Source organism: Siphonobacter sp. SORGH_AS_1065 (assembly GCF_030818595.1).
Taxonomy (GTDB): domain Bacteria; phylum Bacteroidota; class Bacteroidia; order Cytophagales; family Spirosomataceae; genus Siphonobacter.
The window spans coordinates 2,599,520-2,625,841 of record NZ_JAUTAM010000004.1; the positions used below are offsets into that span (position 1 = coordinate 2,599,520).

Annotated in this window: 25 protein-coding genes; 13 read left to right on the top strand and 12 right to left on the bottom strand. The window is 43.6% G+C overall.

All coding sequences use genetic code 11. From position 1 onward, the window contains the following. Positions 1 to 10: 10 nt before the first annotated feature. The 7 genes from QE390_RS11480 to QE390_RS11510 all read right to left on the bottom strand — a co-directional run bounded on the left by QE390_RS11480 (position 11) and on the right by QE390_RS11510 (position 7,386). On the bottom strand, positions 11 to 805 hold the full coding sequence (locus QE390_RS11480) for a YgcG family protein (protein WP_307142241.1): 795 nt from the start codon (positions 803 to 805) through the stop codon (positions 11 to 13). A 77-nt stretch (positions 806 to 882) separates the two neighbouring features. Then, the gene (locus QE390_RS11485) at positions 883 to 1,308 is read right to left on the bottom strand and encodes a TPM domain-containing protein (RefSeq protein ID WP_307142242.1); all 426 of its coding nucleotides are present in this window, start codon (positions 1,306 to 1,308) and stop codon (positions 883 to 885) included. A gap of 56 nt (positions 1,309 to 1,364) precedes the next feature. Continuing rightward, positions 1,365 to 1,946, bottom strand: a complete 582-nt coding sequence (locus QE390_RS11490) for a LemA family protein (RefSeq protein ID WP_106638012.1) — start codon at positions 1,944 to 1,946, stop codon at positions 1,365 to 1,367. Positions 1,947 to 2,109: 163 nt separating this feature from the next. Continuing rightward, positions 2,110 to 3,060, bottom strand: a complete 951-nt coding sequence (locus tag QE390_RS11495; RefSeq protein ID WP_106638013.1) for a glycosyltransferase family 2 protein — start codon at positions 3,058 to 3,060, stop codon at positions 2,110 to 2,112. 52 nt (positions 3,061 to 3,112) lie between these two features. Continuing rightward, on the bottom strand, positions 3,113 to 4,777 hold the full coding sequence (locus QE390_RS11500; RefSeq protein WP_307142243.1) for a hypothetical protein: 1,665 nt from the start codon (positions 4,775 to 4,777) through the stop codon (positions 3,113 to 3,115). Positions 4,778 to 4,802: 25 nt separating this feature from the next. Beyond that, positions 4,803 to 6,215, bottom strand: coding sequence for a DUF6056 family protein (locus tag QE390_RS11505; protein WP_307142244.1), 1,413 nt, complete (start codon positions 6,213 to 6,215; stop codon positions 4,803 to 4,805). A 34-nt stretch (positions 6,216 to 6,249) separates the two neighbouring features. Further along, the gene (locus tag QE390_RS11510; protein WP_307142245.1) at positions 6,250 to 7,386 is read right to left on the bottom strand and encodes an acyltransferase; all 1,137 of its coding nucleotides are present in this window, start codon (positions 7,384 to 7,386) and stop codon (positions 6,250 to 6,252) included. Positions 7,387 to 7,916: 530 nt separating this feature from the next. Between QE390_RS11510 and QE390_RS11515 the strand changes: the two genes are divergently transcribed. Beyond that, positions 7,917 to 8,678 (top strand): polyprenol monophosphomannose synthase, encoded by a 762-nt coding sequence (locus QE390_RS11515; RefSeq protein WP_106638025.1) that lies wholly within the window; start codon positions 7,917 to 7,919, stop codon positions 8,676 to 8,678. A gap of 68 nt (positions 8,679 to 8,746) precedes the next feature. Here the strand turns inward: QE390_RS11515 and QE390_RS11520 are convergent, their stop codons facing one another. Then, positions 8,747 to 9,487 (bottom strand): glycosyltransferase family 2 protein, encoded by a 741-nt coding sequence (locus QE390_RS11520; RefSeq protein ID WP_106638519.1) that lies wholly within the window; start codon positions 9,485 to 9,487, stop codon positions 8,747 to 8,749. A gap of 421 nt (positions 9,488 to 9,908) precedes the next feature. On the opposite strand from QE390_RS11520, the gene QE390_RS11525 reads away from it, so the two are divergent. Next, complete coding sequence (locus tag QE390_RS11525) at positions 9,909 to 13,718, top strand: AAA domain-containing protein (RefSeq protein ID WP_307142246.1); 3,810 nt, start codon at positions 9,909 to 9,911, stop codon at positions 13,716 to 13,718. 35 nt (positions 13,719 to 13,753) lie between these two features. On the opposite strand, the gene QE390_RS11530 is transcribed toward QE390_RS11525, so the two are convergent. Genes QE390_RS11530 through QE390_RS11545 form a run of 4 tightly spaced genes read right to left on the bottom strand, consistent with a single transcriptional unit; the run spans position 13,754 to position 15,668 of the window. After that, positions 13,754 to 14,248, bottom strand: a complete 495-nt coding sequence (locus QE390_RS11530) for an NADH-quinone oxidoreductase subunit C (protein WP_307142247.1) — start codon at positions 14,246 to 14,248, stop codon at positions 13,754 to 13,756. Then, positions 14,245 to 14,787: an NADH-quinone oxidoreductase subunit B gene (locus QE390_RS11535; RefSeq protein WP_106638517.1), complete on the bottom strand. Its 543-nt coding sequence runs from the start codon at positions 14,785 to 14,787 to the stop codon at positions 14,245 to 14,247. The genes QE390_RS11530 and QE390_RS11535 overlap by 4 nt, the downstream gene beginning before the upstream one ends. Further along, positions 14,784 to 15,248 carry an NADH-quinone oxidoreductase subunit A gene (locus QE390_RS11540; RefSeq protein ID WP_307142248.1) on the bottom strand — a complete coding sequence of 155 codons (465 nt, stop codon included), beginning with the start codon at positions 15,246 to 15,248 and terminating at the stop codon, positions 14,784 to 14,786. The genes QE390_RS11535 and QE390_RS11540 overlap by 4 nt, the downstream gene beginning before the upstream one ends. Positions 15,249 to 15,260: 12 nt before the next feature. Then, positions 15,261 to 15,668 (bottom strand): DUF4296 domain-containing protein, encoded by a 408-nt coding sequence (locus tag QE390_RS11545; RefSeq protein ID WP_307142249.1) that lies wholly within the window; start codon positions 15,666 to 15,668, stop codon positions 15,261 to 15,263. An 87-nt stretch (positions 15,669 to 15,755) separates the two neighbouring features. On the opposite strand from QE390_RS11545, the gene QE390_RS11550 reads away from it, so the two are divergent. From QE390_RS11550 to QE390_RS11600, 11 genes are all read left to right on the top strand, one after another. Beyond that, positions 15,756 to 16,613, top strand: coding sequence for a DUF58 domain-containing protein (locus QE390_RS11550; protein WP_307142250.1), 858 nt, complete (start codon positions 15,756 to 15,758; stop codon positions 16,611 to 16,613). A gap of 13 nt (positions 16,614 to 16,626) precedes the next feature. Continuing rightward, on the top strand, positions 16,627 to 17,523 hold the full coding sequence (locus tag QE390_RS11555) for a LapA family protein (protein ID WP_307142251.1): 897 nt from the start codon (positions 16,627 to 16,629) through the stop codon (positions 17,521 to 17,523). A gap of 38 nt (positions 17,524 to 17,561) precedes the next feature. Then, positions 17,562 to 18,581: a VWA domain-containing protein gene (locus QE390_RS11560; protein WP_106638512.1), complete on the top strand. Its 1,020-nt coding sequence runs from the start codon at positions 17,562 to 17,564 to the stop codon at positions 18,579 to 18,581. Positions 18,582 to 18,794: 213 nt separating this feature from the next. Further along, the gene (locus QE390_RS11565; RefSeq protein ID WP_106638511.1) at positions 18,795 to 19,436 is read left to right on the top strand and encodes a ribonuclease HII; all 642 of its coding nucleotides are present in this window, start codon (positions 18,795 to 18,797) and stop codon (positions 19,434 to 19,436) included. A 217-nt stretch (positions 19,437 to 19,653) separates the two neighbouring features. Beyond that, positions 19,654 to 20,493, top strand: a complete 840-nt coding sequence (locus tag QE390_RS11570; RefSeq protein ID WP_106638510.1) for a MotA/TolQ/ExbB proton channel family protein — start codon at positions 19,654 to 19,656, stop codon at positions 20,491 to 20,493. A gap of 118 nt (positions 20,494 to 20,611) precedes the next feature. Next, positions 20,612 to 21,232 carry a biopolymer transporter ExbD gene (locus QE390_RS11575; protein WP_106638509.1) on the top strand — a complete coding sequence of 207 codons (621 nt, stop codon included), beginning with the start codon at positions 20,612 to 20,614 and terminating at the stop codon, positions 21,230 to 21,232. Positions 21,233 to 21,274: 42 nt separating this feature from the next. Further along, positions 21,275 to 21,823, top strand: coding sequence for a biopolymer transporter ExbD (locus tag QE390_RS11580; RefSeq protein WP_307142252.1), 549 nt, complete (start codon positions 21,275 to 21,277; stop codon positions 21,821 to 21,823). A gap of 93 nt (positions 21,824 to 21,916) precedes the next feature. Further along, positions 21,917 to 22,756, top strand: a complete 840-nt coding sequence (locus QE390_RS11585; protein ID WP_307142253.1) for an energy transducer TonB — start codon at positions 21,917 to 21,919, stop codon at positions 22,754 to 22,756. A gap of 71 nt (positions 22,757 to 22,827) precedes the next feature. Beyond that, a complete protein-coding gene (locus tag QE390_RS11590) occupies positions 22,828 to 23,055 on the top strand; it encodes a hypothetical protein (protein ID WP_106638507.1) in 228 nt (75 codons plus the stop codon). Positions 23,056 to 23,069: 14 nt separating this feature from the next. Further along, positions 23,070 to 24,017: a PstS family phosphate ABC transporter substrate-binding protein gene (locus QE390_RS11595; RefSeq protein ID WP_307142254.1), complete on the top strand. Its 948-nt coding sequence runs from the start codon at positions 23,070 to 23,072 to the stop codon at positions 24,015 to 24,017. 242 nt (positions 24,018 to 24,259) lie between these two features. Continuing rightward, the gene (locus QE390_RS11600) at positions 24,260 to 26,062 is read left to right on the top strand and encodes a tetratricopeptide repeat protein (protein ID WP_307142255.1); all 1,803 of its coding nucleotides are present in this window, start codon (positions 24,260 to 24,262) and stop codon (positions 26,060 to 26,062) included. Positions 26,063 to 26,322 lie beyond the last annotated feature (260 nt).

Genomic DNA, 26,322 nt, shown 5'->3' on the forward strand with positions numbered 1-26,322 from the left:
CTTATGGGTTTTAATAATCACCACCAGCACCACCACCGCCGAAGCTCCCTCCGCCAAAGTCAAAGCCGCCACCGCCGCTACTTCCACCGCCCCAACTACCCGAAGAACTGCCCCAGCCGCCCATGGTAGTATAAGGACCAAACCAGGGCATTCCAGCACCCGGACCACCGGAATTTCGACAGCTGTTACCCATGGATCGGGCAATGAAAATAAAGACTACAACGGATATGCCTAGGAAAATAAGTACCGTACCAATGGGAAGATCACCTTCGGCATTACCCTCGCTTTTGTATTCACCGCTGGCTCTTTGAATAATCTCGGTAGTAGCCTGGTCTAATCCCTGGTAATACTGCTGTTCCCGGAAGGCGGGTGTGAGTGTATTCGAAACAATTTGCTTGGCTACCGCATCTGGAATAGAGCCTTCCATGCCGTATCCCGTGGCAATGTATAACTTCCGGGTTTGGGTGGCCCAGAGGATAATTAAACCGTTATTTTTTCCTTTCTGACCAATGCCCCAGCGTCTGCCCACTTCGAAGGCATAATCGCCGGGCGGATAATCACCCGTGGTTTTAACAACGAGAATGACAATCTGGGTAGAGGTAGAATCCATGTAACTTTTCAGCTTACGTTCAAGTTGGGCTTTTTCGTTACCGGAGAGCATTCCTACATAATCATTCACCAACCGGGCGGGTACGGGACGTTCAGGGATGTCCTGAGCGTAGGTAAAAATGAAACTGAGTAGGGAGAAGAACAGCCAGAGTCCCTTCCGTAGGTACTTGAAAAATGGAGCGGGAATTGTGACCATTACTGTTAGGAGTTTTGAGTTTGGTGTTTTGAGTGGATCTGGCTCAAAACTGCAATCTGCCGAAGGCAATTCGTACGTTAACTGAAGGAAATTTCGTCGGGTAATTCGTTCTGGTCGTCAGACTGGCGGGGAAAGTAGGTCTTGAGCTGCACTCCGGCCATTTCAATACCTGTGCATAAGCCTTGTACCAGATCATTCTGCCGGAAATGCTCCCGCATGGCATCACGGGTACTATTCCAGAATTCCGCTGGAACGACCTCATTGATTCCTTTATCGCCGCAGATAGCAAATTTTCGGGCTTCTATAGCCACGTAAAACAATACACCATTACGCTGGGCGGTCTGGTGCATGTTGAGCTTCATGAAAATTTGCTGAGCCCGTTCGAGCGGATCTAGATCGGCTTGCGTTTTCTCTTCGATATGAACCCGAATTTCACCCGAGGTTTGCTTCTCTGCCTCTTTAATATGCTGAATAATTTCCTGCGTCTGATCTTCCGTAAGCATAGCCATTCTGGAGAAAAAGCTGGTCTTTACCCGAGAGGTAAAGACCAGCGACCGACTTAAAATTTAACCGTTGGGGCTTTTTCTGCTCCGGCATCGGCTTCAAAATACGCTTTGGCCGAGAAGCCGAACATACCGGCCAGGACATTGGTCGGGAAGGAACGAACCTTACGGTTGTAGCTCTGAACGGCGTCGTTAAAGTCGTTGCGAGAAACCTTAATCCGGTTTTCAGTGCCCTCCAGTTGAGCCTGTAAATCCCGGAAATTCTCGTTTGCTTTCAGTTGAGGATAGTTTTCAGCAACGGCTAACAATCGGGATAAAGAGCCATTTAACTGAGATTGGGCTTGCTGGAAACGTTGAATGTTTTCGGGCGTTAACTGATCTGCTGTAAATTTGACAGAAGTGGCATTGGCCCGGGCATTCACTACATCGGTAAGCGTCGATTTCTCAAATTCAGCCGCACCTTTAACGGTATTAACCAGGTTCGGAATCAGGTCAGCCCGACGTTGGTAATCAGACTGAACTTTACTCCAGGCCGTATTAACACTTTCATCCTGTTGAACCAGACCGTTGTAGGAACAGCCGCCCATAATGACAATCAAAACTATGATGGCAATCGTAGCAATAATTCCGCGTGACATATTTGTTGAAGTTTAAATCTGTGTGAGAACGTTCGTATAAAATTATGGGCCAAAGCTAAAATTTTCCGGGAGTCAATAACAACATTTTTGGGATGAAATGGCAATAGCCGGATCAAGAGTCCGGCTATTGCCTGATGAGTGGAAAAAGCTCCAAGAATCTGACTTAGTTTTCCCACTGTTTATTGCGAATCTTCGAACGAATGATAAATAAAGGTCGGCCTTTGGACTGGAAGAAAATTCGAAGCACGTACTCGCCAATGATACCCAGTCCGAACAGATTCAAACCTCCGAAGAAAATAATGGTGAAAAGCGTGGCCGGGAAACCCGCGGGAACGTCCATACCTAATACAAATTTCTTGATCAGGTTATAGATAAAATACAGCATTGCAAAAACAATCGCTGTAGAACCGAGCCGGGTTAAGAGCTTAATGGGAAATTCGCTGAAATTGAAAATACCATTATACGCCAGTTTGAAGAGCAAAGCAAATGAATACTTCGACTCCCCGGCAATGCGTTCATCCCGTTCGTATTCTACTCCAATTTGCTTGAAGCCCACCCAGGTACGCATGCCCCGCAGGTATCGGCTTTCCTCGGGCATGTTATTCATGACATCCACTACCCGACGCGAAACCAGAGCAAAATCACCACTGTCCAGAGGAATATCAATGTAAGAAATAGAGCGTAAAATGCGGTAAAAACTGTGATAGGCCATTTTTTTGATGAATCCTTCTTTCCGCTTGCGGCGAACGGCATATACTACATCATAGCCTTCTTTGTATTTGGAGTAAAAACTTTCGAGTAATTCTGGCGGATCTTGTAAATCCCCGTCAATAACCATAATGGCTTCTGTCCCACGAGCTTCACTCATCCCTGCCGTTAGAGCTAACTGGTGGCCGTGATTTCGAGCCAAAAAAACGCAGTGGTACCGGGAGTCCGATAAAGCCAGAGCCTGCATTAGCGTTGCGGTATTATCCCTGCTGCCATCATCAATCAGAACAACCTCAATGCTTTGAGGTAACTTATCCATGAGTGCATTTAGCCGTTCAATGAGGTGAGGAAAGGTTTCACTTTCATTATACAGCGGAGCAACGATTGATATTTGTGGACTATCCAATGGGAAATTAATAAGAAGGTTGTTGAAACAGAATTAAGATGCAAAAGTAATGTCAAATGGTCAATTTCGTCTCAGAAGCATAGCGTTTGGCTTCCTGACCCTCCATTTGAATGAGCTCCATCTCGTAAGAACCCGGCTTCAGCAGATCGTGTGGGAAGCTCGCTCTGCCACCAATCCCCGGTAAAAACGGGTTTTTACCCGTATTAGGCACGCCACCAAATGGCACGAGGTATTCATCCGTATTAAAGGTCGATTTCAGGTGAAGTAACACCATGCCGTTTCGACTCCTGGGGACAGGGAAGTTCGACTGTACGACACTAATTTCCTTAGTGGTAATAGTTGGAATCAGAGAAATGTTTTGAGCCTCCTTATTTTTTTTCAAAGCTTCATCAAAAAAATGAACGGGTGGTTGAAATACTCCCATTTTTATGGGCTCTTTGAAAGCCCAGATGATGTAAGGCTCCAGAATGGTGCCGCGAGTGGCGGCAAGCCCGATGTTACTATGGTATTGATTGAAGGCGTTCGTTAATAACAACTTGCGGCGTTCGACTACTAATGGGTAATAATTGAAATAGGATAGAAAACTAAATAAAACCCCAAAAGCGATTAGCGGTGCCGGACTGAAGGACACCCGCTTTTGACCTTTTAGCCAGGCCAGATATAATAAACATAAAAACAGCAAAGGGTATAGCCGGTAGTTACTAATCAACATCACGAAATACCCGAAGTGTGGACGTAGAATGGCGATTACACCTGCGTTGATCAAGAGGAAAAGCATGCCGCCGAGGAGAAAGTCCTGAACGAAGGTAGATTCCTGTGGGTCAATGGAAGGTTGGAAATAATAACGAATCAAAGGCCAGAACTGCTGAATAAACCAGTGAACGGCGATCCACATGATGACCAAACCCGCCAGCGTGGGTAACACAAATCGCCAGGGTTCAGGCATAGAGGGGAAAAAGTCAAATGGCCCCCCCATGTAGGTAAAAAAGCCACTGACGGATAAGTGCGGCATTTGCAGAAATTTACCAAAGCTGCGTTCATTACCCGAATAGGGGAAGTTGTAGTAATAGCCAGTTATTCCAACGGCCATTCCAAAAGCCCAGATGAAGACTTCACGGAAGCGTCTGCGAAGCAAAAGTACACCTAACCCCGCTAGCCAGACAAACATGCCATTACTCATCGTGAAGGTCGTGATTAGGCCTAAAACTAAAGCTAGGGGGAAGGAAAGCCGGGTGCGTAAAGCTAGAACATATAAAGTCAGTAAAACCAGAGCTAGTAAAGGTTCGTGTTGTAAGCCTGTAATAGACCAAAACGTAAGCAGGTAATACTGAGGCTGAAACAGAATGAGCGTTAATGGCAGAAAATACCAGTACGATAATTTAAATCGGCGGAAGGTAAGCAGTAATAATCCCCAGATAACGATCACCGAGAAATTTGCTAGCCCCTGAATCCAGCGGAAATCGAGAAAACCCGAACAGTAATACACGAGCACAGTAATAAGCTTACCCGTCGCCATCCGGTGTTCATTATTAGGAACAATCAGCCAGTGCCATTTTTCAGCCCAGGTTTTGGATTTCAGGAATTCCAGAAAAAATCCTGACAAAGCTTCGAAATCATCGAACCAGGGAACATTGACAACGTATAGTAGAAAGAAAATAACGAAACCAATAATGGGAATCGTATTGACCAGAAGTGGGAACAAACGGCTGGTTTTCATATAAATTCAATCAATAAGGCAAAGGTTAAGGAGTAATGACGAGAGCTTTTTTCTGGAAAAACTTAGTCTCGCAATCATTCCAGGGGTGCTTTGGATTGTCTTTAATGTCTTCCAGGAAAAGCGATCGAGGAACGTGCTTCAGGGGCTGAATGGTAACCATTGCATGAGCGGGAGCCTGCCGGATTTTCTCGTAACGATCGTAGAGTTCGCGGCTGTAAGCCGCCGCAGTTCCATTTTTTAGATCACTCGCCATCATCCGAACGTTCGTATTTTTCCAGATAAGTAAAGGCAAAACAAGAATGGACAGCAGCGTTAGCACTCGCACAATACCGGGACTCAGAAAACCAAGATTCCACTTTTCCTGAATCCAGAGCATGGTTACCAGTACGTTATAAAAGAACCCGATTAAATAGAAGAAATAGACGGAGTTATGAATACGTGGTGAAACGCTTTCAATACCTACGCCGTAAAAAATCGGGAAGTAAAGAACCGGAACCACCACGGCCCATACCAGCCAACCTACCCAAACCGGGATGCGAACGTACGCACTGAAAAGAGACGAATGACTGATTTTATTACTCAGCCAGTTAATCCAGAAAACCAGAAATACGAGCGTTAAGGGTAACCATTTAATGCCAACCATTACCGCTGTTTTGAAGGAAGTAAGGATGGAAAAAGAAAGATTACCGCCTAGGGGATTACTCCCCTGACGAATTTTTGAACCGGGGGATTCGAGTACTAGATAGCAGCAAATCACAGCTTCGAGGAAAAGGATGAGCAATAGCCAGTCTAGTTTTCGCTGAAACAGAAGCCGATACCCCATAAAACAAAGTAGCAGGCCCGTCGTGAGTAAGAGAAACATCTCGCAAAGGCCAATCATGGCAAAAACCAAAAACGCTGCCCAAACGATAAGTCCGTATTTAATACGTTTATTTTCAGGTTTGTAGGAACGGATTAAAGCGACCCAAAATAGTAAGGTCAGGATTTGGGGCAAAGCATAGGTATACGAACCCGTTATCCAGAAAAAGCTCTCTACAATACTGTCTAACTGAAGAATGTATAAGACTAAAAAAGCAGTGCTGATTAACCATTTCTGTGCACGAGAGGTGTGAATTAACTCACCCAGTAACAGGTATACGCTGCCGACCGTTGCGAGCATATAAACGATGGGAAGGGCCTGGTAATACCAGAACCAACCCTTGAATAGGGGCGTGGAATGGAAGAGCAGGCAGGCAAAATAACGCCCTGTCCACTGGTCGTAATAGAATTTGGTGGACCACAGAATACCATAATCCCGAGCCATGTAGGCAAAGCAAAAATCGTCGGCGGCAGAGGGATGATTAAAGAAACTAAGCACCATCATAGGGGCGATGGTAATGGCTACCAGAAACGCCCAGCCGAGGTTCGTCCAATATCGTTGCTGTAAAAAACCAGACATAAAGGTTGTAAAATGATTAAGCAATAGGGGAGGATTAATACTTAAATCGACTTTTTAGGTTATTGATCGGTTTCTCAATAATATACCAGGAAAGCGTGGCAACGAAAATGGTTAATACGATGTAGGTAGCGAAATTGAAAACCAGATTTTCTTCGAGCGAGGGAAATGAGCGGTAAATCCGGTGCATAAAGCGATATACGGGATGCGTAGGCGTAATGTGATAATGATTGAAAACAAAATTATGATACAGGTATAGCCCATAGCTGATTCGCCCCAGATAGACACTGACCGGGTTTTCGAGCAGCCATTTCATTACGCCACTGTAACCCGTAATGGCTTTACCGATCAGGAAGAAGGCAAAAATAGAACCCGCTAATCGTTCAAAAACCGAGTTAAGGGACAAATGAGGATCGGGCGAAAGATGATACCATAACAAACTTCCCGCGAGAATGGACAGACCCAGCCAAACCAGACTTCCCCGTTTAAAGGTAGAGTCAAACAGATTTCGCTGGTAGATGTACATATACGCCATGAGTCCGCCCAGGCCGAAGGCATCCAGACTGGTCGGCATTAATACATAGGCTATAAACCAGGGAGCTCCCATCAGGAAGTAATACAGACGCAATAATACGCTACCGATAATAAAACCGACGAGTAATTTAGGCAAATGCCGGTTTGGAATAAAGAATACAATGAAAGGGAAAAAGATATAGAACTGCTCTTCAACGGCCAATGACCAGAAATGATCCACCACGCCCAGCCAGTGTTCGTGATGGGCGATGTAAATATTAGAAGTATAAGTTACCAGCCACCAGAATTTTTCACGGGCGGGCGGCACATTGAATACCACGAGCAGGAAGATTGTCAGGTAATAAATCGGGAAAATCCGAATGGTCCGGCGGATGTAAAACTTTTTCAGATAAGTCTTAAAGCCATCTTCACGGGGCTTATACTGATTTTTACTTTCAATGAGAATGCGGGTAATGAGAAACCCACTTAGCACGAAAAAAATGGTAACCCCGATAGGCCCAATGGGAAGCGTATTAAATCCCGCCAGCAAGTGATCATATAGAACCAGAAAAACAGCGAAGAAACGGATTCCATCTAACTGATTAAAATAGGTCTCCTGCTTCTTAGCTACTTCCTGCAAGTGTATGGGCGTTGTTGACATTTCGAACGAATGATTTGAAGCAGACTGAATTCATAACTCAGGTTGAAAAAGTCAGAGCGGTCTGTCATCTGGATATAACTTTAAAAAGAGGTGGTAAGTTGGCAAAATAAGCCCAGCCGCTTAGATAATTCCCAGTGCCGCCGAAGCTCTTTTTCTTTACCTAAACCAATAAACTCCTTTTAATCAGTACTTTATTGTCCAGGCACAAGCCAAAATCAAAAGCTAATTTCTTAAAGTTCTTCGAGAATGCCTCAAAATATTTTCTTTGTTACTATTTCTTATTTTAAGAAGGTAAAGAAAGAAATGTAAGTCAGGGTCTTGGAAATGAGTTAGTTTTATTAAAAAAAATAGCCGAAATTGCACCATTATCCTTTTGACAGAAAGGATTTTAAGACGTCTTAATGAATGATTTTGATTCAAAGATTCGTTAGTAGTATAGATTCAGCATTGCTGAAAAATTTATTCATTTCCTAACCAAGTAATACATGGAAACAGTCTCTGTATTTACAGATACTTCTGCATGTTTGACCATGAATCATTCGAAAGATCGGATGGTTATCATTCCAACCTATAACGAAATTGAGAATATTGAAACGGTCGTTCGTCGCGTAATGAGCCTCGAACCTTCGTTTGATTTGCTCATTGTAGACGACGGTTCGCCGGACGGCACTGCTCTGAAAGTTCGTCAGATGCAGGATGAATTTGGAGACAACCGAATTCATTTGCTGGAGCGGAAAGGAAAACTAGGTTTAGGTACTGCCTACATCGCAGGTTTTAAATATGCTATTTCCAGTGGATACGAGTATATTTTTGAAATGGATGCGGACTTGTCTCATAACCCAGACGATCTTGTGCGTTTATGGAAAGCCTGTGCCATGGATGGTAATGATGTAGCCATCGGTTCGCGTTACATTCAGGGGGTAAACGTGGTGAACTGGCCCATGGGACGCGTGTTAATGTCATACTTCGCAGGCGTTTACGTTCGCTTTATTACCGGAATGCCGATTATGGATGCTACCGCTGGTTTTAAGTGTTACCGTCGGATTGTGCTGGAAACCATTAACCTCAATAAAATCAAGTTTGTGGGCTATGCCTTTCAAATTGAAATGAAGTTCACTTCCTGGAAATTTGGGTTCAAGCTCAAAGAAGTCCCCATTATATTTACGGATCGGACGCAGGGCGTTTCCAAAATGTCTCCCAAAATTTTCAAGGAAGCTTTTCTTGGGGTTGTTCAGTTAAAGATAGATAGTTTCTTCAAGCGTTATAACCGAGAAACGGTGTACGTGAAATAAAGATATAGAGTAACAAAAACGGCGAGCTATTTCTGAAGTAGCTCGCCGTTTTTGTTACTCTATATCGATTAATCCAGAATTTTCCATTTACCTAAGCCCCATTTCGAGAAGCGGTACAGTAATGACGTTCTCAATACGCCTAAACCGTATTTGGAACTCCGCATGAAGTTAATGGAAGAAGCTTCGTCAAAGTATTTTGTTGGACAGGTTACTTCTGCAATTTCGAATCCTTTCCAGAAAATCTGAGCGATCATTTCATTATCGAAAACGAAATCGTCGTCGCATTTTTCAAAGGGCACTTTTTCCAGTACCTCGCGTGAGAAAGCTCGGTAACCTGTATGATATTCAGATAATTTCTGATTCAACAGCACATTCTGCGTAAAGGTCAGGAAACGGTTGGCAATGTATTTGTACATCGGCATACCACCTTTCAACGCTCCTTTTCCTAAAATCCTTGAGCCAAACACTACCGGATATAAATCGTTACCAATGATGGAAATCATGGCCGTCAATAGGAGCGGCGTATATTGGTAATCGGGGTGTAGCATGATGACAATGTCACCACCTAATTCCAGGGCTTTTTTGTAACAGGTTTTCTGGTTACCGCCGTAGCCTTTGTTGATATCATGCCGAATGACATGCTTAATACCCAGTGCACGTGCCACTTCAACGGTATTATCAGGGCTATGGTCATCAACCAGAACCACTTCATCCACTAAATCAAAGGGAATTTCCCGATACGTACGTTCTACGGTAAGAGCGGCCCGGTAGGCGGGCATGACAACGATTACTTTTTTATTGTTGTACATAAGGTGAAAAAGACACTAACGACAGGTCTCAAATCAAGGCTGAATTTGGCAAACAGTGGGTCGCAAAGATGGTTTCAAACCTTGAAATTACATACCAATTTCGGAAGAGCCTAAGTTTGCATTATTTTATGAAAACCGAAAAAGGGCATTAGGGTTTTAGATAAGAATATAAATATCTGATTAATAGATAATTATTCTTGGTTTCTGTATTTTGTTACCAACTAATGAAAAAGCAGATAAACGAACCAGGATTTGGTTTTATTAAGGGAGGATGGTTCATTTACAGCCAGCCCATCAATTGTATATTTTACTCCTGAATTACTCTTTCATGAATTCGTTCTGGTCGAAAAATAGCTTACGAATTTTTCAGCGACGGCTGGTAAACTTGAGCCCAAGAAACCGTTCTTTAGTGCTTTTATCCATGCCTAAAGAACAATTTCTGGATATTCATGAACTGGATTTCCTTTCTGGGTCTTCTTCGTTTCATCTTATCAAAGGGTGCATTGCCGGAAAGAGCAATCTGCCGCTGTGCGAAGTGCTTGACCCGCGTGACCAGAAAGTCAACGACATCTCCCGCCGCCTGCGACTCATTGCTCGCACAGCCAGTTTCATTGAAGCTGAGCGAGGAACCGAAGATTTATACCTGGGCTGGCCCCTGGTTCAGGGGAAGTTCGCTGACGGAACCGTCGTTCGGGCTCCTCTGCTTTTCTGGCCAGTGGGCCTGCGAGTAAATCCTCAAAACCAGTGGGTGATGGATCGTCGGGATGAGCCGCTGGTGCTGAATCGCTCCCTAGCAATGGCTTACGCTCATTTCAATGGGCTGAAAGTACTGGAAGAAGTTTTTGAAAAAGACTTTGAAGACTTTCCCAAGGATTCACTGCATTTCCGTACGGAATTGTACGAATGGCTAAAAACAACACCGCTTAAGCTTAATTACAACTCCGATTTATTTGAAGATCAACTGCAATTTTTTCCAAAGCTATTGAAAAGTGATCTCGAAAGAACGGAACGATCTGGCGAGTTGCGGTTAGTACCGCATGCCATTATAGGCATTTTCCCGCAGGCAGGTTCGTACCTCGTTCGTGATTATGAGAGCTTATTACAGCGGGTTGAGGCCGATAATTTTTCACCTTTTCAATCAGAAGTCACGGACCGTATCCCCAAGAAAATACGTGAGGCCGACATCTTAACGCCTTTCCCGATGGATGCTTCGCAGGAAGCGGCTTTTCGGCGGGTAAAAAAAGGGGAATCGCTGGTAGTTCAGGGGCCGCCGGGTACGGGTAAATCCCAACTCATTTGTAACCTCATCGCAGATTTTACGGCCCAGGGAAAGCGAGTGCTAGTGGTGAGTCAGAAACGAGCGGCTCTGGATACCGTCTATGACCGACTATCACGAGCCCACTGGCAGGATTTTGCTGCAAACCTGCATGACTTTCAGCATGATCGAAAAAGTTTATATACCCAAATTACGGGCCAAATTGATCGCATTGACGAGTATAAACGATTGAATACCAGTTTGGATGCAATTTTATTGGATCGGGAATTTACTCAGCATTCCAATCAGATTGATCGCATTCAGGAAGAACTGGACGATTTCAAGAAAGCTCTCTTCGATACCAGTGCATGTGGCGTGTCAGCAAAAGAGCTTTACCTAACCTCCGATCCAGACAAACCCCGAATCGAGCTTCAGGATTTGTACCAGTCTTTTCCTTTACATTCGCTCGAAGAAACGACGCAAAAGTTAAAACGATACGAAAGTTATCAAAGTCGAATCGGTCAGAATCACCCCTGGCAGGATCGTCAGGATTTTAGCGTGTTTACCTTTCAGGACGTGCCAGCTATTAAGTCCACCGTGCTGGAAATTCCCGCGGTAATCGAACAGATTATGCAACAGATTCAGGCTTTTTTAGGAAGAAAAGTGAGTTGGGCAGAAGTACGAAGCCTGCAAAAAGAGGAAAGGGCGTTAGTACGGTTGCTCAAAGAATTCACGCCAGAACGGGAAATTTGGGTTCGTCGGTTGCATTATCGCCAGATTTCTGACTGGAAAGAATGGCCCATTCGTAGGCAGATCGAACAATTGATTAACCAGGGAATAGCCAGCGAAAGTTTTAGAAGTTCAGAGTTACGCCCTTTTCTGGAAACCCTGGAAACTGCTATTCAAGCCCGTCCTTCTTTACTGAAATGGTTATTTTTCTCGGAAAAAGAAAGTTTACAAAAACAGGCTTCTTCGTATGGATTGACGCTTGAACACACTGATCTACAAAAACTTAGACAAATAGTCCTGAATCGTTTGGAGGTAGAATGGTTAATGCAACAATGGGCAGAGCCGTTACACATTCGGGTTCAGCAGGAAGAATGGAGTCAGACCCGGCAGAACTGGGAGCGGGTAACTTCGCAGGTAGCGGAGGCTTCGACTCAGTATGAGCACATCCGAAAATCGCATTCACTGATTGGAGAGTTATACCGATTCCATTCCGAGTCGAATCAGACCAATTTTGCTGATAAAATCAGTCAGATTATTCAATTGCTTCAACAGCTAGGGCAAAAACAGGAAAGTTGGAAAAGATACCTGACGGCTTCTCAAATGGATTGGATTACTCAGGCGACGCCTCAGCAAACCAGCCTTTTACTGGACTCATTAACTAACGATTTTGAACTATTGCAGGAATTTGATACCCTGCAAAACCAACTGAGTCCGGCGGAGAGCGAAGTGATTAAAAGAGGAGCAGGCCATGAGTTACTGGACACGTTTGTGAACTCCCTCAAACTCGCCTGGATTGAACATTTGGAATTGAAAATGCCCCTTTTGCGAAGTGTTTCCGGCCTGAAAATGCAGCAGATGGAGGAAGACTTGCAGCAGGCCGTGCTGCGAAAACAGGAGCTGGCCGGAGAAATTGGCCGGAAACAGTTACGCGAGCAAACGTATCAATCGCTCGAAATGAACCGTCTGGGTAACGTGACAACTTACCGGGATTTACGGCATCAGGTTACTAAAAAACGTCTGATTTGGCCCGTTCGGCAGGTGTTAAGTCATTTCACGGATGAGGTATTAACGCTGGTACCCTGTTGGCTAGCTTCGCCCGAAACGGTTTCGGCCATATTTCCCTTAACGGAAGAGCCTTTTTTCGATCTGGTTATTTTTGATGAAGCTTCGCAGTGCTTTGCCGAGCAGGGCTTACCCGCCATGTTTCGGGGAAAACAAGTGGTAATTGCAGGGGATAGCAAGCAATTGCAACCTTCTGATTTGTACCGCGTTCGACTAGACGAGGACACCGATGATATTCCTGAACTAGAAGTAACCAGCCTGCTGGATCTGATGGCTCGTTATTTGCCGCAGGTACTTTTACAAGGCCATTACCGCAGTCGTTCGCTGGATTTAATTGAATTTTCGAATCAGCATTTTTACGAAAATCGATTGAAGTTACTACCTGATTTCCAGGAAATGAACCGTAACTCAGGGGCTATTCACTATATAAAAGTAGAAGGCAAGTGGAAAGATCAGCAAAATGAACCCGAAGCGGCGGCTGTGGTTACTCTGCTTCAGACCTTAACTCGCCAGGAGCCGGATTTATCAGTGGGGGTGGTTACGTTCAACTCACCCCAGCAGCGTTTACTGGAAGATAAACTGGACATTACTTCGGCTCAGGCAGAACCTTTATTTATCAAAAATCTGGAAAACGTACAGGGTGACGAACGGGATGTAATCATTTTCTCCATTGGTTATGCCCCTAATGAACAGGGTAAAGTGTCAGCCCACTTTGGGTCGCTTAACCAGATAGGAGGGGAAAACCGACTGAATGTAGCTATTACTAGGGCCCGTCAACGGATTTATGTGGTAACGAGTTTGTGGCCCGAGCAGTTGAAAGTAGAAGAGGCTATGAACGAAGGGCCCCGTTTGCTAAAAGCGTATTTAAACTTTGCCCGTAGCGTTTCTTCGGGAGAATACCTTCCCAAACCTTTAGCGGTGCAAGAGCTGAAGTCAAGCCAGTTGCTGAAAGATCAGCTTGAACGCATGCATCCTTCCTGGGTTAAAGAATTACCCTTCGCAGATTTAGTCAAGAAAGAGAAAACGGTTTATGAAGGATTGATTCTAACCGACGATGATCTGTATTATCAAAGCTTGAGTTCAAAAGAAGCACACGCTTATTTCCCGATGAGTCTGCAAAGAAAAGGCTGGCCTTACCGCCGCATCTGGAGTCGGCAATGGTGGAAAAACCGAGCTGCAGACTAACAAAAAAGAGCACGCTTCTAAACGTGCTCTTTTGGTTAGGCTTCGTATTTGACGGTAATGCCGTGATAACGTTCCTGTTCAGTGTAATCTTTCCGAAGCGGATGGCCTTCCCAGTCTTCGGGAAGTAAAATCCGACGTAAATCCGGGTGGCCTTCAAAGTGAATGCCCATCAGGTCGTAGGCTTCGCGTTCGTGCCAGTTGGCCGTCCGCCAGATTTCACTGACGCTATTAACCGCAGGCTGTGTGCCTTCCTGACGAGGCAATTTTACTTTCAAACAAAGGGCGTGTTCGTAAGGAATGGAGAACAAATTATAAGCAACTTCAAAAGTATCCGTTCCGTTATCCAGTGCGGTAAGGCAGGATAGCGAGTCGAAATACGTTCGTTCATCATTCCGTAGGAACTCACAAATAGGAACCAGTGATTCAGGGCGAACTGTTAAGTTAGGCATAAGTACCAACTCTTCTTCGCCAATCAAAGCTTCCGTCCCAAACTCATGCGTGAGCAGGGATTTAAGTTCTGAGAAAGTCATGCAAATGTTGGTTTTTCAAATTTTTCAACGAGGGATAACGCAGCAGTAGGTTCCTGCACACTTTCACCTCTGATTTTGTCCTGTAATTTCATAATGGCACCAATCAGAGCTTCGGGGCGGGGAGGGCATCCAGGCACGTACACATCCACGGGAATAATGCGATCAACGCCTTTCACCACGTGGTAGCCGTGTTCCCAGTAAGGGCCGCCGCAGTTCGAACAACTGCCCATCGAGATGACATAACGAGGTTCTGCCATTTGTTCGTATAAGCGGCGAATTCGGTCGGCCATTTTAAAGGTTACCGTTCCAGAAACGATCATTACGTCCGACTGACGGGGAGAAGGCCGGGGAAAAATTCCGAATCGTTCCAGGTCGTAGCTGGATGCGAAGGTTTGCATCATTTCAATAGCACAACAGGCTAGACCAAAACCCATAGGCCAGAGCGAGTTAAGACGAGCCCAGTTGAGCAAATCTTCCGCCGTGGTTAGAATAAGGCCGCCTTCGCCGGTTTTAAATCGGCTATCAAGAAAACTCTTCATTGATACTTCTTATTTACTTTTCCGTAAAGATCCATAGGTACTTTAGACTGAATGTCAGAAACTTTAGCTTGTGGACGTACCCAGTCAAGATGTTCTTTTCGCCAGGCATAAGCAAGACCTAAAGCGAGAATCCCTACGAAGAGAAACATCTCCAGTAAAGCAAACACACCCCAGCGACCATTCGTTTCCTGAATCAGAGATTCTTGTCCGAACACGGTAGCCCAGGGAAATAGAAAGACTAATTCAACGTCAAAAAGTAAAAAGATCAGAGCAACAATATAAAAACGGATATTAAACTGGACGTTAGCGTTTCCTTCCGGCTCTTCCCCTGACTCATAAGTACTGAGTTTCTCAGGATTCGGACGGTTTGGGCGAATCAGGCGGGCAATACCCAGCATAACGACCAGAAAAATTACTCCCGTTATAAAGAACAGAAGAATAGAACCAAAATCAGTAACCATAACCAAAAGGGATTATTGAACCTGTAACTTCGTACTGTCGGGGCGGGTTTGGGCGGATTTGCTGGAGTCGGCACGGGCCATTTTCTTCTCTCGCTCTTCCAGTACCGTTAAACTATCCACTACTGCTTTGTAGATATCTTTGAACTTATCGGGCTGAGCAATGTAGTAGCGGTAACTGGCCCGGTACGTTCCGGTATCAGCCTGATATTTTTTCAGAATATCTTTTTCCAAAACCTGAAAAGCAACCATAGATGAATCCTGCGAACCCAGACGTAACCGTATGATTCGTTGTTCTGCCAGGTGTACATCTTTAAGAATTTGTACCATTTTATCCTGCGGAATGAGGTTCTCTGGCGGAGACGGAGCATTCGAACAGGCCATGAGCAGAGCCAATAAAGGGAGAAGTAGACGCGTTTTCATGTTTAATAGTTGGGTAAAGTTAGGTAGTTTTGGCGGAAGGCAAGGGCTTTGGCGTTTGCAATCCGGTTTATTTACCAAAAAATCAAAATGAACGAGCTCCTTTCAAAACTTCGGAATTATGAAATCCGAATCCGAAAAGCGGTCGATTCGCAGATGCACGGCAACTTTAAGTCGGTGTTTAAAGGCTCGGGGCTGGAGTTTACGGATTTACGACAATACCAGTACGGCGATGACATCCGACTTATAGACTGGAACGCTTCATCGAAGGGGCATGGTCTGTTTTTAAAGATATTTAAGGAAGAAAAAGAACAGACGGTCTTTTTCATGGTGGACGTAAGTGCTTCGCAGGACATCGGTCGCGAAGAGCGTTCGAAGCTGGATACGACCAAAGAAATCTGTGGTGTGCTGGCTCTTTCGGCCATGCACGAAGCTAGCCACGTAGGCTTATACTGTTTTTCAGATCAGAAGGAAAAATACATTCGCCCGGCTAATAGTATGAAGCATGGGTATCAGATGATTCTGGAATTATTTCGACTCAAACCCGAATCACTCAAAACCAACGTATCAGATGCTATCCTTTTTGCTCTGAATATTCTTCACCGGAAAAGTGTAGTGATCCTGATTTCTGACTTTATCGATACCGATTACGAACAGAATTTAAAAGCTCTGGCTAAAAAGCACGATCTGGTGGTGATTCACTTGTATGATGACCGGGAAGTAAACATGCCCAGGTTGGGAATTATTCCGGTTTATGATAAAGAAAGTCGCCGCATGATGTGGGTAAATACGTCATCTGCCCAGTTTCGAAAAACGACGCGTATCGTTTTCGAAGAAAATCAACAACGGCTGGAGAAGCTTTGCAAGCAGTATAAAGCCAATTATTTATCCGTCGATACGCAGGAAGATTATATTCCTAAACTAATCAAACTATTTCGAGTCAAGTAACTCTATTACCACTGTGCGAAACGGATTGTTTCTTCTTATTATTTTCTCTCTCTCTCTAGTATCTCCGGTGCTTGCTCAACCAGAGGGAAAATTTCTGTCGAAAGAAATTAAGGTAGGTAAGCCCGTGCAGTACGCGTTAAGTTATCGGCATGATCCTAGACTGGATGTCTTTTTTCCTGATTCTACCTATGATTTTACGCCCTTTCAATTTCTAAAAAGAGACTACTATTCCACCAGAACCAATGCTTCGGGTAGTTTGGATAGTGTCGTATATACACTGGTATCGTTTGAAGTGGATTCCATGCAGTATTTGAAGCTGCCGGTGTATGTAATGAATCAAAAAGATTGTACAGCTCTGTACTCGGGCTTGCAATCCATTCCACTTCGATCTTTATTAAATCTGAAATCAAAAAAGGCGGGTTTGCAATCCAATACCGCTCTGGTTTTACTGGACGATCAGATTAACTATCCATTATATTTTATTATTCTCATTTTCGCAGGTATTCTTGGCGGATTAATCTATTGGCTTTTCGGAGCCAGAATTCGGCGACGCTGGCGGCAGTTTCAATTATGGCGTAGGCACCTGGAGTTTCGCGGAAATTTTCAAAGGCATCTGAGAGGTGCTACCGATTCCCGACAGGCGGTTATCAATGTAGAGCGAGCGGTGGTACTTTGGAAAAGATACCTGGAACGACTGGAAGGAAAGCCTTATACTACGTTTACGACCAAAGAAACGGTCGAACAGTTTTCACACTCCCGGCAGTTAGAACAGGCTCTGAGGGAAACGGATGCCGTCGTATATGGGGGAGTGACCTCACCCCAGACCCAGGAGTCCCTTCGGATCTTGCGGGATCTGGCGGTACGAACATATATTAAGCAGCGTGAGGTTATTCTGGAAAAAAAGTCATAAGTTATTAACCGTTTTGAAGCGTCGGGATTAAGGATTTTATGGATAAGTGGTATTCGTTCAAATGGCTTTCATTCAATACGTTAACCAGTTTTCACTGGGCCGAACCTTATTTTTTGTATGGAATAATTGCCGTACCTCTTCTCTTCTTCTTAAGAAGAATTTTTCATGGAAAAGCCCGTCAGCGGCTTAATGTTGCTTTTCTACCCAAAGAAGTCAAGACAAGCTGGGTTCAATACCTAAGGCATCTGCCGGGGTTATTCATTGGGTTAGGTATTAGCTTTCTATTAGTCTCGCTGGCCCGACCACAGATCATTACTGAAACGGAAGAACGCCTCGCTGAAGGCATTGAAATCGTACTGGCTCTGGATGTGTCAGATTCCATGCTCATGAAGGATTTATTACCAAACCGCATGGAATCGGCTAAAAAAGTTGCGACTGAATTCGTTAATGGCCGATTTCGGGATAAAATCGGAGTGGTAGTATTTGCCGGACAATCCTTCTTTCTTTGCCCACTCACGACCGATTATGAATTAGTAAAACAGCAAATAGCTTCGATAAAACCCGATATCATTAGCACCGCAGGAACGGCCATCGGCTCAGCCTTAGCTAATAGCATAAATCTGATGCGGGATACTGAGTCGAAAAGTAAGGTCGCTATTTTACTCAGTGATGGAGATAATACCGCCGGAAACCTGGACCCGGTTACGGCAGCTCAATTAGCTAATGCTTACGGCATTCGGGTCTATACCATTGGCATTGGCCGTGAAAATGCTACCATTGAACAAGATACCACAGGCATGTCTATGGAAACACTGGACATTGGGGTGCTTAAAGAAATTGCAGCACAGAGCAAGGGGAAATTTTTTCAGGTGGAGGATGCAGAGGCCCTTCGAAAAGTTTTTAAACAGATCAATCAGTTAGAAAAAGTAGACATCAAATCTTCTTATTATCAGGATATTAAAGACTTTTATCATATTTATCTGAAGTGGGCAATAAGCTTCCTATTGCTGGGCCTACTGGCAAAATCTACCTTCATTGGAAATATCTTGGAAGATTAATATAGTAAAATTCAAATAATCCTGCTTTATTCGCTTTACGCTTTAGTTTTTTTGAGAGCCAAAGACCCGCTGAAAGTCAGTTTATTGGCAGAAAAAATAATTTTTTTAGTAAAAAAATGTATTATGATTACGAAGTTTATGATAGTATTGTTGAATATTTAGCTGTTTATACATTAGTTTTAGACCCACTTTTCGAACCAACGCATAGAATTCATGTTAAAGTCATTCTATCATTTGGGGAGCGTTGAGGCAGGACTCGATGAAGTAGGACGGGGGTGTTTAGCAGGGCCAGTAGTCGCCGCTGCGGTGATTCTACCGAAAGATTATAGTAATGAGTTTTTAAACGATTCCAAGCAGTTAAAACGGGCCCAACGGGAACGGTTACGACTAGAAATTGAAAAAGAAGCAATAGCATGGGTAATTGCGGAAGCAAGTGTCGCTGAAATTGACCAGTTTAACATTGCCAAGGCAAGTTATTTAGCCATGCATCGGGCCGTGGAGCAACTTAAAGCCCAGCCCGAGCATCTACTAGTCGATGGAAACCGATTTACGCCTTATCCCATGATTCCGCATACCTGTATCGTCAAAGGTGACGGAATTTATGCGTCAATTGCCGCCGCTTCGGTTCTGGCAAAGACCTATCGGGATGCGTTCATGGAAAAGCTATCTCTGGAGTATCCAATGTACGGCTGGGAGCAGAATGTAGGCTATCCTACAGCGAAGCATTTGAAGGGGTTATTAGAGTTTGGAGTAACCGATTGGCACCGAAAGACGTTTGGTCCAGTAAAAAATGTGTTAAACTCACAGAATTTGTCGTCTCAGAAAAATACTGATTTGGTCGATTTATCACTGTGATATTCTTTAATTAATACAATTTTATTAAAAACTCATAAAATTTTTCACAAAACCTTAACGTCGGGATTGAGAAAAAAAACAGTAGATTTGCTGAATCATTACTCGGTTTTGAGGAACAAAAACAAAATTATCTTTCGTAGTTGCGTAGAACATCAAATTTTATTTTTCTTTACACCAACAAACCAAAGTTTCACTAAACCCTAAAATTACCAAACTAATGAGTAACACTACCAAGACCCCTACTCCCGCTGCCAAGCCTGCTGCTGCTCCGAAGAAGAAGTCGGGGGGCATTTCGTCTGGTTTAATTATCCTGATTCTGTTTATTGTTGCTGAAGCTTTCTATCACCTGTACTTAGGCGATGGTAGCCACTTTGAAGGAGGAGATCATAACAATGAGCCACTGCCAGGCGATTTCTTCGGTATCGTTTACAAAGGGGGTTTTATCGTACCCATTCTGTTTACTTGTTTCTTAACTTCTTTAACTTTTACAATTGAGCGTCTTTTCACGCTTAGCAAAGCGAAAGGAACTAGCAGCATCGATGAGTTCGTTCGTAAAGTACAAGTTCTGTTGAACCAAAATGACATCAACGGAGCATTGAAAGAGTGTGACAAACAAAAAGGTTCTATTGGTAACGTAGTAAACGCTGCTTTGAAAAAATATCAGCAACTAACTACTGACACTGAATTAGACAAAGAACAAAAACTGGTTGCTCTGAGCAAAGAAATCGAAGAAGCTACAAGCTTAGAAATGCCTTCTTTAGAGAAAAACCTGACGATCATTGCAACGCTTGCTTCGGTAGCAACGCTGATCGGTCTGCTCGGAACGGTATTAGGTATGCTTCGTTCATTCGCTGCCATGGGTCAGTCAGGTAGTGCGGATTCAGCGGCTCTGGCTGCTGGTATCTCTGAGGCTCTTGTAAACACAGCTTTAGGTATCGGTACTTCTGCTATCTGCTTGATCGCTTATAACTACTTCACCAGCATCATCGACGGTATCACTTACAACATCGATGAAATTGGTCTGAGCATCACTAACAACTACGCTGCTCATTACTAGGCGTTGTTAAAGAAGTTTGAGCTTCTTTAAAATTTGTCAGAGTTATGAAGTTTTTCTCAGAAGAACCAATAATTTTGATCAACGAAACGTTTAGTTATAAAATAAAAACAGTGTAGCGATGGCAAAGGTTAAAGTAAAACGTCATGGAGTATCAATGGACATGACTGCCATGTGTGACGTAGCTTTCTTGCTGTTAACATTCTTCATCTTAACAGCGAAGATGCGTCCTCAGGAGGCTGTTCAGGTTACTACTCCTAACTCCGTAGCCCAGGAGCCCTTAGCCGCAATCGATGTGATTACGGTTCTGGTTTCGGCTGATGGAAAGATTTTCATGGGGGTTGATAACCACCAGGTACGTCTGGGTATGCTGGAACAAATGTCTAAGCGTTATAATGTGGCCTTCACGGATCCCGAAAAAGAAGCTTTCCGTTTATCAGAAAACTTCGGTGCTCCAATGGCTAACATGAAACAGATCTTGGATATGGATCCTGCTGAGCGTAACAAGCCCGGCGTACAGCCAGGTATTCCTAGTGATTCCGTTCGTAACGAACTATTCTACTGGGTTGCAACCGCTCGTCAGTATTTCGGCAGCCAGGGTGCTAAGTATAAAGTGTTGATTAAAGCAGATCAGAATGCTCCCTACAAAGTTGTGAAGCAAGTAATTGCTACCATGCAGGAGCAGGACGTGAACAACTTTAATTTGATCACAGGTCAGGAAACTAAACCCACTTCCATGTAGAACTTGAAAGTTCGCTTTCAAATTCTTTAAACTAACAACGCAATGGCAGAGATAGCACAAGGTGGTGGGAATGACAAAGGTGGTAAAGTCCGCAGTAAAAAGGTATCTACTCGTGTAGATATGACCCCCATGGTAGACTTGGGCTTTTTATTAATTACTTTCTTCCTTCTGACTACTACCTTACAAAAACCGGTGACCATGTTCTTGGGTATGCCGGCTAAAGACCAGGACGAAAAACAAAAGCAAACTTCTCCCATCAAGGAATCTGAAGCAATCACCGTATTGTTGTCGAAAAAAGATGGCGAAGATACAGTGTATTGGTATCAGGGAACGGGTAAAGATGTAGCAACAACTCAGGTTGAGAAAACGTCTTTTGCTGCTAGCGGAGGTCTCCGTGACGTCCTTCGTCGTAAAAAGGCTGAAATTGGAGATAAGTTTTTCGTAGTTATCAAATCTAAAGATGAGGCTTCTTACAAATCTTTAGTAGATGTACTCGACGAAATGGCGATCTCTGAAATCGACAAATACGGTATTACCGATATCAATTTGAACGATATTAAAATTATCGACAAAGCAGAAGCAGGTAAGTAATCAAACAAAACTAATAAAATAGTTGTAAAACTAAATTATTAGTTTTAACTTTGAGTCAATATCTTAGAACTTTAAACAATTTGCCTAATTATCATGGCAGGAATAATCAAAATAACCAACGATACCACCTTAGAGGATCTGATTTTTGCAGATCGTAATAAGGAGTATGGTGCATACGACCTCCGTCGCCGGACGTCTCGTAATGCCCTGATCGCCACTGGTATTGCTCTTTTGATTGTTGCGGCCTTCCTTGCTGCTCGTTTGCTTGCTGCAACGATTGCAGGTGAAGAAAAAGAGGTAGAAGTAAAGCTGGCTGAAATGTCAGAGCTTCCTCCTCCGCCAGAACAAGAAAATCAGCCACCACCACCGCCACCACCACCACCACCACCACCAGAAGTTCCGGTGATGAGTACAACGGCGTTCTTGCCTCCCGAAATTAAGGAGGATACCGAAGTGCCACCCGATGTTGAGCCTCCCAAGCAAACGGAGCTGGTTGATGCTCAGGCTGGTAAAGAAACAGTAGTAGGGGATCCTAACGCTGTGGAAATTGTAGCCATCGAGGAAGGAACTGGTAAGAAGAAAGAAGAAGTAATTGAGGTGAAGCCTGCTGCTAAAGAAGAAGTCTTTACAGTAGTAGAGCAACAAGCTCAATTCCCTGGTGGAGAATCTGAAATGTACAAGTTCTTAAGTAAAAACATCAAGTACCCCGCAGCCGCTCAGCGTGCTAACGTACAGGGAAAAGTGTTCTTAAGCTTCATCGTTTCTCCTGATGGAAGTATTTCTGATATCCAGGTACAAAAAGGCTTAGGCTTTGGTTGTGATGAGGAAGCTATGCGTGTAGTTAAGTCTATGCCACGCTGGAAACCAGGTCGTCAATCAGGTCGTGCTGTGAAATCTCGCTTTAACCTGCCGATTTCATTCGTACTTGAGTAATAGACAATAGTTACTTTATTATAATAATGGGTCAGCATCTTTTGGATCTGACCCATTTTTTCTAGAAAGCGATGCCTAGACCAGCTAATGAACAGATTAATGATTTGATTGGCTTTATTATTCCCCTAGGATACGGTGCAATGGGATTCTATTTGATTGACTCAGCACCTACTTTTGCCGCTAGTGGAATTTTATCGGAACCAGTCGCCCAGCTTTTAGGAGGATTATTCATTGGGTATAGTCTTTTAAAGATTTATTGGGCTTATCGCCGATGGCTAAGAAATCAAAAAGAACAATAGTATACTTAATCGTCATGAAAACTGTGAAGTCTTATCTTGCTCAAAGCCTCTTATTAATGACTGTGGCTTTGGCGGCCTGCCAGTCTGGAGATAAACAATCAGAAGAAACTGTTTCCAGAGGAGAAATTACGATTTCAGTTGATGAATCTTTGAAGCCTATCATTCAGGCGGAAACCGAAGCCTTCGAAGCAAAAACCAAGTACGCGAAGGTTAATACGGTCTACGTACCTGAGCTAGCTGCTATTCAGTTAATGTTAAAGGATTCCACTCGGTTGGCTGTGGTTACCCGCCATTTAAAGCCGGACGAAAAAGAAGTCTTTGAAAAAGCGAACCTGAAGTATAGAGCTTTGCACATGGCTACGGATGCCATTGCTTTCATTACCCATGGTTCATCCAAAGATACCCTAATTTCAGTCGAAGAGCTGAAAGAGGTAATGCATGGAAAGATTACGAAATGGAATCAGCTTAAATACGGTAAAAGCAACAGTAAAATCACGCTGGTGCTGGATAACGATAATTCTAGTAACCTTCAATATTTACTAGATACGTTACAAATTGCGGATAAAAAACAGTCTCCTTTGTTCGCAGTGAAATCCAATAAGGAAGTAATTGAGTATGTACAGAAAACACCCGGAGCCGTTGGCGTGATAGGAGTGAACTGGATCAGTGATATTGATGATCCCGAACACCCCACCTTTACCAAAGGAATTAAAGTAATGGGAGTTGCTCCAAAGTATTCGGCAAATCTGGAAGACTATATTCAGCCTTACCAGTATGCCATTGCATTGAAGAAGTACCCCCTAAGTAGAAATATTTATCTGATCACAAAAGAAGCCAAAAGAGGCTTGGGTACAGGTTTCATCAACTACGTACTCTCTGATCCCGGACAACGGATTGTACTAAAAAGTGGACTTTTACCTGCCACCCAAGTGATTAGACTCATTGAGACCCGTAATTTTTAGCATTCAGGCTGAAGAACTAAATGCTAGGAGAATTAAAAATTAATCTTTTTTAATAAAAAATGTAACTATTTTTTTAGTTTATTCGTTAGAATAGTAATTACATTTGGCAACGTAAGTGTTGTAACTAAAGATTATTATTTAATTTTTTTCAGAATCACTGTATATTGCAGTAATTTCGAATTGTTTATTTTAAATTGTTTAACGTAAGGTATCACCTTCCCAAAACCCAATTTTCTTCTACGATGAGAGTGAAATTCAAATCGCTGTTACTGGTAGCCGGGATGCTGGCCTTGGGTGTAACGAGCTCTTTTGCCCAATCTCCCGAAGTTGCAGGAGCTCTAAAAGCACTAGAAGGAGACCGTCTTGGTTCAGCCCGCGAGGCTCTTGAAAAGGCGGCGACTTCTTCTCCCTCTGCTGAAAATCAGTTTTATTTAGGTTACTACTACTTAAGACTGGCTAGTGCCGAAGAGGAAGGCAGTCCAAAAATTGCTGAGTACCTAGACAAAGCTAAAGCTGCTTTTGACAAAGGAGTAGCCGATGATCCAAAGGGCAAGTTTGCACTTAATAAGGTAGGACAAGCTGGCGTTTTATTAGGTCAGGGTAAATTACCAGAAGCTACGGCTCTGATTGATCAGGCTCTGGCGGAAACAAAAAGCCGTGATGAGGACGTTCTGTGGCGTGCTGCTGAGGTGTATACCTTATTTACTAAAAAAGGACAAGCTAACGACCCTGGTAAGGCGATAACTTACATTGATCAGATTGCTGCTTTGAAGAAGCACAAAGATCGTCCTGAGTATCAACTGGTAAAAGGAGATGCGTTCCTGATTAAAAACGAAGGGGGGCCTGCTATTTCTGCTTTCGAAGAAGCTCTTCGTTTGCAAACAGATCCCCAAATGGCTGCTTTGGCCAATACTCGTATGGGACGTGTTTGGAAGCGTGGTAAAAACTACGCTAATACCCAAACCTCTTTTAACGATGCCATTAAAGCTGACGAAAAATTCGCTCCTGTATACTGGGAGTTTGCTGAGCTTTGGTTATTCGCTGGAAATTACAAGAATGCGGCAGAAAACTTAGATAAATATATTCAGTATTCAGAAGAGTCGCCAGACGTGACGCTTCGTTACGTGAAATTTGCTTTCCTTGCCCAGCAATATCAGAAAGTGGTAGACGCTCTGACTAAAATTGAAGGTAAAGTAAATGATCCCGATCTGCCTCGTATCAAGGGTTGGTCTTTGACGGAGCTTGGTCAATACCAGGATGGTGCTAACAACCTGGAGACGCTTCTGAAATCTAATCCTAAGAAGGTGTATCCAGATGATCACCGTTACTTAGGAATTGATTACCGTGAGCTGAAGCAAGATTCATTAGCCGTTTTAAATTTTGAAAAAGCTGCTGCTTTAGGTGATACTGTTTTCAATAACTACGAAGAGATTGCGAAGATTCGTCAAGCTCAGAAGCGTTATGGTGATGCAGTGAAAGCTTACGAGCAATCAATTGCCTGGAAAGAAAGTCGTCCTGATCGTAAGCCTACTTATGCGGATTACTATCGTGAAGGAATAGCTTATTACTACTACATTTCGACGTCGAAAGATTCAACGGTGATTCCTCAGGCAGTTGCTACCTTTGACAAAATGGGTAGATTAGCTGATAGTACGGTTAAGAGCAATACGCAGTTAACGGAAGATCAGAAAGAGGCTATTCAGGCCATTGCTAACTCTACACCGTTATGGCAAGCACGTGCCAACGTCATTTTAAGTGACAGAAGCATTGCGTTACCTTATTACGAGAAGTATCTTACGCAAGCTGATACTGTGAAGAATAAGCGTGAGATGGTTGAAGCTAACCGTTATATCGCTCTTTATCACTTCCTCGTAACGAAGAATAATGACAAAGGAAGAGAGTACATGAGAAAGATTCTCGAACTTGATCCTGAGAACGCGGAAGCGAACCGTATCCTGAATCCTCCCGCTCCTGCGACGAAGCCTAAAGCTACGGCAAAACCAAAAGCTGGTGCTAAAGCATCTACAGCTCCTGCTAAGAACTAATACTTAGGCAGTTTTATAAACAGAAGCAGCTCATCGAAAGATGAGCTGCTTCTGTTTTAAGGGCTAAGTAAACGAATGATCTAAAGAAGAAACAAAAGCTGACCCTCAAAGATGACTTATAACTAGTATAGCACTGCATGAATATCCGTTACCAATTACGTCACGATAGTACTAACATCAATATTCACAGTTCCGCTATGAACCACTCGAATATGTAATTAGCAAGGTATATAGTTGAAGTAGGAGATGGATAGTATGAA

What these genes read in the sequence shown, in the direction of transcription:
- QE390_RS11480 (WP_307142241.1), bottom strand. Translation starts at nt 805, where the DNA reads ATGGTCACAATTCCCGCTCCATTTTTCAAGTACCTACGGAAGGGACTC.
- QE390_RS11485 (WP_307142242.1), bottom strand. Translation starts at nt 1,308, where the DNA reads ATGCTTACGGAAGATCAGACGCAGGAAATTATTCAGCATATTAAAGAG.
- QE390_RS11490 (WP_106638012.1), bottom strand. Translation starts at nt 1,946, where the DNA reads ATGTCACGCGGAATTATTGCTACGATTGCCATCATAGTTTTGATTGTC.
- QE390_RS11500 (WP_307142243.1), bottom strand. Translation starts at nt 4,777, where the DNA reads ATGAAAACCAGCCGTTTGTTCCCACTTCTGGTCAATACGATTCCCATT.
- QE390_RS11505 (WP_307142244.1), bottom strand. Translation starts at nt 6,215, where the DNA reads ATGTCTGGTTTTTTACAGCAACGATATTGGACGAACCTCGGCTGGGCG.
- QE390_RS11510 (WP_307142245.1), bottom strand. Translation starts at nt 7,386, where the DNA reads ATGTCAACAACGCCCATACACTTGCAGGAAGTAGCTAAGAAGCAGGAG.
- QE390_RS11515 (WP_106638025.1), top strand. Translation starts at nt 7,917, where the DNA reads ATGAATCATTCGAAAGATCGGATGGTTATCATTCCAACCTATAACGAA.
- QE390_RS11520 (WP_106638519.1), bottom strand. Translation starts at nt 9,487, where the DNA reads ATGTACAACAATAAAAAAGTAATCGTTGTCATGCCCGCCTACCGGGCC.
- QE390_RS11525 (WP_307142246.1), top strand. Translation starts at nt 9,909, where the DNA reads ATGCCTAAAGAACAATTTCTGGATATTCATGAACTGGATTTCCTTTCT.
- QE390_RS11530 (WP_307142247.1), bottom strand. Translation starts at nt 14,248, where the DNA reads ATGACTTTCTCAGAACTTAAATCCCTGCTCACGCATGAGTTTGGGACG.
- QE390_RS11535 (WP_106638517.1), bottom strand. Translation starts at nt 14,787, where the DNA reads ATGAAGAGTTTTCTTGATAGCCGATTTAAAACCGGCGAAGGCGGCCTT.
- QE390_RS11540 (WP_307142248.1), bottom strand. Translation starts at nt 15,248, where the DNA reads ATGGTTACTGATTTTGGTTCTATTCTTCTGTTCTTTATAACGGGAGTA.
- QE390_RS11545 (WP_307142249.1), bottom strand. Translation starts at nt 15,668, where the DNA reads ATGAAAACGCGTCTACTTCTCCCTTTATTGGCTCTGCTCATGGCCTGT.
- QE390_RS11550 (WP_307142250.1), top strand. Translation starts at nt 15,756, where the DNA reads ATGAACGAGCTCCTTTCAAAACTTCGGAATTATGAAATCCGAATCCGA.
- QE390_RS11560 (WP_106638512.1), top strand. Translation starts at nt 17,562, where the DNA reads ATGGATAAGTGGTATTCGTTCAAATGGCTTTCATTCAATACGTTAACC.
- QE390_RS11565 (WP_106638511.1), top strand. Translation starts at nt 18,795, where the DNA reads ATGTTAAAGTCATTCTATCATTTGGGGAGCGTTGAGGCAGGACTCGAT.
- QE390_RS11570 (WP_106638510.1), top strand. Translation starts at nt 19,654, where the DNA reads ATGAGTAACACTACCAAGACCCCTACTCCCGCTGCCAAGCCTGCTGCT.
- QE390_RS11575 (WP_106638509.1), top strand. Translation starts at nt 20,612, where the DNA reads ATGGCAAAGGTTAAAGTAAAACGTCATGGAGTATCAATGGACATGACT.
- QE390_RS11580 (WP_307142252.1), top strand. Translation starts at nt 21,275, where the DNA reads ATGGCAGAGATAGCACAAGGTGGTGGGAATGACAAAGGTGGTAAAGTC.
- QE390_RS11585 (WP_307142253.1), top strand. Translation starts at nt 21,917, where the DNA reads ATGGCAGGAATAATCAAAATAACCAACGATACCACCTTAGAGGATCTG.
- QE390_RS11590 (WP_106638507.1), top strand. Translation starts at nt 22,828, where the DNA reads ATGCCTAGACCAGCTAATGAACAGATTAATGATTTGATTGGCTTTATT.
- QE390_RS11595 (WP_307142254.1), top strand. Translation starts at nt 23,070, where the DNA reads ATGAAAACTGTGAAGTCTTATCTTGCTCAAAGCCTCTTATTAATGACT.
- QE390_RS11600 (WP_307142255.1), top strand. Translation starts at nt 24,260, where the DNA reads ATGAGAGTGAAATTCAAATCGCTGTTACTGGTAGCCGGGATGCTGGCC.